This is a genomic window from Pseudomonadota bacterium (assembly GCA_018817425.1).
Classification (GTDB): Bacteria; Desulfobacterota; Desulfobacteria; order Desulfobacterales; family RPRI01; genus RPRI01.
The window spans coordinates 1-6,214 of sequence record JAHITX010000092.1 but is presented as its reverse complement, the minus strand read 5'-3'; the positions used below and the strand labels follow the sequence as shown (position 1 = coordinate 6,214).

3 protein-coding genes are annotated in these 6,214 nt (G+C 40.7%); 2 read left to right on the top strand and 1 reads right to left on the bottom strand.

The genetic code is table 11. From position 1 onward, the window contains the following. Window positions 1-376: 376 nt before the first annotated feature. On the bottom strand, window positions 377-778 hold the full coding sequence (locus KKC46_15665; GenBank protein MBU1055240.1) for a hypothetical protein: 402 nt from the start codon (window positions 776-778) through the stop codon (window positions 377-379). Between the two features lie 475 nt (window positions 779-1,253). Between KKC46_15665 and KKC46_15660 the strand changes: the two genes are divergently transcribed. Both KKC46_15660 and KKC46_15655 read left to right on the top strand, forming a co-directional pair. Further along, window positions 1,254-4,472, top strand: coding sequence for a winged helix-turn-helix domain-containing protein (locus tag KKC46_15660; protein ID MBU1055239.1), 3,219 nt, complete (start codon window positions 1,254-1,256; stop codon window positions 4,470-4,472). 304 nt (window positions 4,473-4,776) lie between these two features. Then, on the top strand, window positions 4,777-6,039 hold the full coding sequence (locus KKC46_15655) for a lamin tail domain-containing protein (protein ID MBU1055238.1): 1,263 nt from the start codon (window positions 4,777-4,779) through the stop codon (window positions 6,037-6,039). The last annotated feature ends 175 nt before the right edge of the window (window positions 6,040-6,214 follow it).

The following is a 6,214-nucleotide window of genomic DNA, read 5'->3' as shown; positions in this document are numbered from 1 at the left end:
GGATAGCGTTGGGCTTCACCAGTGAGGTTGCCGCCACCTGCCCGGACCATGCTCCTTTGCGGGTATTAAACACCAATGGAAAACCGGTCTTCTTTTCAGAACACATCGCTTTCTCTTGGTGTATCATATCTCTCCCTTCCGCGCCTTCAGTTTATCCCTTTGGTTAATTTGCGAAGCAATCTACGAGCTCCTTTATAAAGTTTCAAGGATTTAATATGACCGGATATAAAAAAGCCCCAATCTTCAGATAATTGAAGCATGGGGCTTTTTGTTTTTTAAATAAAAGAATTTCAAAAATCGGGATGGGAACATATTGCCAAATTTGACACATAAAGTTTTTGAGGCACAAAATACGATTATATCGGGAATCGGGATTTTATTTGGGTTTTAGTTTTGCAGGTGGTAGTAATAATATAAATACTCTGAACTTTTTAACTTCAACATTTTTTAGATGATTTAGTAGATAATATAGTGATTTGTTTAAGTAAGTAAAAATATAAAGGGCGTCCCCAAAGCCCCCCAAAGCCCCCGAACGGCCCATTGCCTGCCCCGGAATCATAGGACAAGAAAGCTGAGGCCCGAAACCCGAACGCCCCGGACTTGTGGCAATAGGCACGGACATGGAACCGGTGCCTGTAACCGGATTGGCCGCAAACTTTTCTCCAATACCCCGGATTGCATCCCCGCCTTTGGGTAAATTGATGGCCGGAGACTGAACCCGAAAATCATCTTTTGTGTTGCTTTGGAAAGATTTATCCCCTGTAGAATTTTCAGACATGATTTCACCTGAATATTGTTAGCTGGTAATTCATTCGTCAATTACAATAAAAGTTGTTGACGATAGGTTTTTCCCTTAGCAAGAAGTTATAATAACAAGGCAATATGGCACACAATCTGTGCTTTTTGTAGTGCAAAAAGGATAATACTTTTTTGTTATAATACACCAGCCAAACTTACAGATAAGATAATTTTTGAAATTATTTTGGATAAAATGTTTAAATCAGGATATGGTGGATGGATACAAATTGACCGGCGTAACGATAAGACGGGATGTGTTCGATTTTAAACATTGAAATAGTGCCAAATAGTTACGATCAAAAAAACCATTCGCTGAGAATTGCTGATTTATAAACAATTCGTTTGACATTTAAAATGAATATATATAACTGGTTGCAGGTTATATAACTTAAGCTGGATTTGACTATTATTAAGTTTATTTGTTTAAGTGCTTGGTATTTTACTCAGGGGCACCTATGACACAAGAGTTCTTTCTTACAAAATTTACGTCGCCAAGCCTTGGCAAAATAGTGCTTCGGCGGCGGCTTTTTGATTTGTTGAATGTTTCGGCTCCGACATCTGCTATTTGGCTCTCCGGTCCTGGCGGATGTGGTAAATCCACACTTATTGCAAGCTATCTTTCAACTAATAAAATACCCCACCTCTGGTATCAGATGGATACGGAGGATGGCGATTTATCCACTTTTTTTTACTATCTCAAGCAGGCAACTGCCAATATCTTAGATCCTCCTGAACCGGCTTTGCCTCTGTTAACGCCGGAATATCAGTTTGGTTTGGAAACTTTTTTCCGGCGATATTTTGAAAATTTGTTTTTACGTCTCAAAAGGCCCTTTTGGATGGTATTAGACAATTTTCAGGAAGTTCCAGCCGATTCCAAAATACATCAAGCCCTGCTAAAGGCCATTGAACTCTTGCCGGATGGTATTAAGATAGCAATCGTCAGCCGAACCAATCCACTTTCTTTGATGGCAAGATTGCAGGCCAACCGAAAGGTTCGGCATATAGGGTGGAATAATCTGGCATTTACCTCAGAGGAATTACGAGAGGTGGTTGATCTTTTGGGCCGTATCATGTGGAGCGATCACCATGTAAAACAACTTTATGAGATTACCCAAGGTTGGATTGCCGGTGTAATTTTATGGTTATTGTGTGCAGATTTTTCATCCGGCACACCGGAATTTCCTTCGGAAAGCACACCGGAAACCATCTTTGACTACTTCGGAACTGAAGTACTACAAAACATTGACAATACAACAAAAGACTTTCTTCTTAAAACATCTTTTCTAAATGAAATTACAACCGATACAGCTAACCAGCTTGTTGAATTTGATCGAGCCACCGAAATTATACAACAGCTTGGTTACGATAACTTCTTTCTTGAAAAGCTTTCAGCATCTACGCCCATGTACCGGTATCATCCTTTGTTTTTAAATTTTTTGAATAAACAGGCTGAACGACATTTTTCTAAGGAGGCACTAAACAATATACGCTGCCGGGCGGCAAAACTTTCAGTGAAACACGGGGCATTGGATCATGCAGTAACCTTATTTGTTGAAGCAGAGGCATGGGATAAGCTTATTGAGCTTATACAGATTCATGCCTATATACTGTTCTTCCAGGGAAGACCTCAAATCCTGTCAAAATGGATAAGCTATCTGCCGCAAAATTTAATCGATAACAACTCCTGGATGTTGTTGTGGCAAGGCGTCGGCCTTTTACCCTATAATCCGTTTGAAGGGCGTAAGCTCTGTACTCATGCTTATCATAAATTCTGTAAATCACAAGATATTGTTGGACAGATGCTAAGCTTTTCGGCATCTGTGGAGTCATTTTTCCTATCCCGATCTGAGATGCAGGGGTTGGATTTTTGGATTGAACAAGGCGAGATTATTGAACCTTATCTATCTTATATCAATGATCTGCAAATCTGTGGTCGCTTTTCGGGCGCCATGCTTGGGGCTTTGGCCATTCGTGCACCAGCCCACCCATCCATTGGAAACTGGATTAACAGATGCACAACTATGATGCACGAAAGCGATGATCTTTCTCTTCATATCATGTTTGCAAATTTTCTTGTTCTTATTCATTGCTGGCATGGCAGAGTTAACAATGCAAAAATCATTCTGCAGTGGCTGGAGCCGGCAATTGATAAACGCGATGTTTTCCCCATGCAGCGGATCATGTTTAATGTTATCCAGTTTGTCTATTTTCAAGCCAGTGGTGAGAGCAGGCGCTGTAAAAACACTGTGGAAAGCATATTGGAATTAAGTGAAGAGACCGGCGTGAAAGTCTATGATGGCTTGATATACTCACATGCCACTTATGCATCCTTTGTTACAGGAGACTTATTTGTTGCGCGTCAATATCTGAAAAAGATGGCGCACACCATTAAACCGCATGAAACAGTAGATATAGCACATTACCACGGCCTTTGCGCCTGGGAGTCATATGCAGCAGGTAATTTATCCCTTGCTTTATCACATATTAAAACCGCGCTTGAGCTGGGAGAAGCAAACGGTGCACCAGTTGCAACGGCAATAAGTGCCAGATTGTTTGAAGTCAGGCTTTTGCTGGCTTCCGGAGCAATCGGCGAAGCGCAAAGATTATTGGACAGGATATCCGGCAGCTCCCGTGCCCAGGGTTGCATACTTATAGAATTTCAAGAGCTGTTGACAAAGGCCCAGTTTTTTTATTCCAAAAAAGACGCTACACTTGGCATTCGTTATCTAAAAGAAGCATTCCAACTTTCCCGTGAAAACGGCATCTTTGATGCAAACTGGTGGCTGCACTCGGAGCTGGCTTTTTTCTGTCAGAAAGCCATGGAAGCCGATGTGGAAATTGAGCAGGTCAAACGATTCATTGAACAACACCAGTTGATTCCTGAAAAACCACATTCTGCAGCCATTCATTGGAATTGGCTGGTTAAAATTTATACTATGGGCTGCTTCAAAGTTATTGTTAATGATCAACCATTAACAATATCCTCAAAAACACCTAAAAAACTATTTGAATTATTAAGGCTGCTAATTTGCCAAAGTCAAAAAGGTATAAACAGGGATACTTTAACCGACCAGTTATGGCCGGATACGGATGGAGACCGGGCAATACAAAGCATCAACACTACCTTGTATCGGCTGCGCAAACTCATAGGCAATGATCAGGTAGTAATTATGAATAACAACCGCTTGGAACTAAATAGTAAGCTATGCTGGGTTGATACCTGGTATTTTGAAGCCTTATTAGAACAATCAGAGTCTGTTTCAGACTTGATAGCCAAGAAAGATTACCTTGAAAAAGCGTTATCATTATACAAGGGTGCGTTTGAGTATGCTGAGGCGCCAAGCACATTCATTTTTTCTTATTCGCAAAAGCTAAAAGAGCAGTGGCTCAAAGCAGTAATCGACACATCAAAGATATTATCAGATATCGGTCATATGGAAAAGGCCATAAACATTCTTCAGCAGGCTTTGGTTATAGACAATGCAGCCGAACCCATCTATCAAAGTTTGATGTATACTTTAAACACCCAGGGCCGAACTGCCGAGGCGCTTCTTGCATTCAACAACTGCCGAAGCATTCTATCTGCTGAAGGTTTGGAACCAAGCAATAAAACCATAGCTCTGTTCCATAGCCTTCAAGCAGCAAGAAAAAGTAAAAATCGCCAAAGCAGCTGATGCTCCTCATTCAGTTAAGATATACAATATTAACTGTATTCAATGGTGCATCCCCGAAACCTTAAGTCAATTTTTTTGATACGCATATGCATCCTCCCAAAGTTATAGCAAAAACCGAAACATTATCTTGGCCATCACTATATTCCCAGATTAACACACTGAGCCACCATTTATTGCATCCGTTGGGTTTATTATATTTATATTATCCTCAATCTGTAAGTGATCTGTAAGACCTCTTAACATAATATTAAAATATCAATGTGGTTTTATAAAAAATACCCCATCCAAAAAAAGGAGAAGAGAAATGATTAAATCAATTAAAAACACTATTAAACCTTTGTTGCTGTTTTGCGCTTTTGTAGTTTTTTTGGGGACACCATGGCATGCTTTTGCTAATCCGGCAAGCCCTGTAATACAGGAGATCTATTATGACGCAGAAGGGCCGGATGAAGGAAAAGAGTTCATCGAGCTTTATGGCCTTTCGGGTACGGACCTGGGTGGTTTTTCCCTTATAGGTATAAATGGAAGTGATGGCCAGATTTATTATACGGTCGATTTATCGGGATACACACTTCCCCAAAACGGTCTGTTGGTAATTGCAGGCTCTTATGTAAATGTTCCATCGGAAGTTCTTACAATCCCTCTTACAACGAGTTTGCAAAACGGTCCTGATGCAGTTCAGCTTTGGCAAGGTGAAGTACGTTCAGGCGGGACTATAATTGATGCACTGGCTTATGGAGGTGCAGACATTTATGGCGAAGGCACGGCGGCTTTGGCTGCTCCGGCAGGTAAAAGCCTGTCACGTCTTGCCGGTATTGATACTGGTAATAATTTTACGGACTTTTATGTTACAAATCCAACTCCCGGCACAGTTCCGATTCCAGGTGCTGTGTGGCTTTTAGGTTCAGGGATAGCTTGTCTTTTTGGTCTCAGAAAAAAAATGAAAAGTACAAAAAAAATATTGGCAGGGGTAATTTGTGTGTTGGGTATCTTTTTCGGAGTATCAAATGCACTTGCAACGATTGTAACTTTTGAAGATTTTGAATTAGGTAGTTATGGTAATTATTCCTACCAGGGCTATATCTTTAGCGCACTTGAAGTAGTTAATCTAAGCGGGAATAAGGTAGCTGTTATAAATTCTTTTTCTGGAATAGAAGGCCAGGGCATTGCCATCGGGCGTTCAGACGGGCAATTTTTCAATGCAGGAAACGTATCTGTAGAAAGCTTTGATGCATCAAATAATCCAGCCGCCACTGGTGTCACCATCCAATTTTTTTATGATGGTGAAATTCCGGCAAACGCTATAGATGATGATTTTGACGGGGAATACGAAGAACCAAATGGACATACTGGTTTTTCAACAGACAGCATTTCCGGATTCCAGACGTTTTCTGCTAATTCTTCATATTCAGATTATCAGTATTTGGCCTTTTATAAAAACAGCGACTATCCTCAGATTTATGTTGATAATATTGAGCTTCCCACCGTACCGATTCCCGGTGCATTGTGGCTTTTAGGCTCCGGCTTGCTTGGTTTGGTTGTTTCAAGAAGGAAGGTAATAAAATAAAGCTCTTTCAAATATGTGATAAATGAGAGTGAATAGCGGTGGTCGGGATTGTATGAACAGCAAAAATTGTTTTTTAAGTGGGTAAGCTGCTTATTCAAGCTGCTGTCTCTCTCTTGGGAAGTGTCGCCCAATAAACCATATCCGGTGTTTTCTTGTCAAGACTTTGATGCCGCCG

Excerpts from the sequence above, each read along its gene's own strand:
- KKC46_15665 (MBU1055240.1), bottom strand. The coding sequence starts at position 778 with ATGTCTGAAAATTCTACAGGGGATAAATCTTTCCAAAGCAACACAAAA.
- KKC46_15660 (MBU1055239.1), top strand. The coding sequence starts at position 1,254 with ATGACACAAGAGTTCTTTCTTACAAAATTTACGTCGCCAAGCCTTGGC.
- KKC46_15655 (MBU1055238.1), top strand. The coding sequence starts at position 4,777 with ATGATTAAATCAATTAAAAACACTATTAAACCTTTGTTGCTGTTTTGC.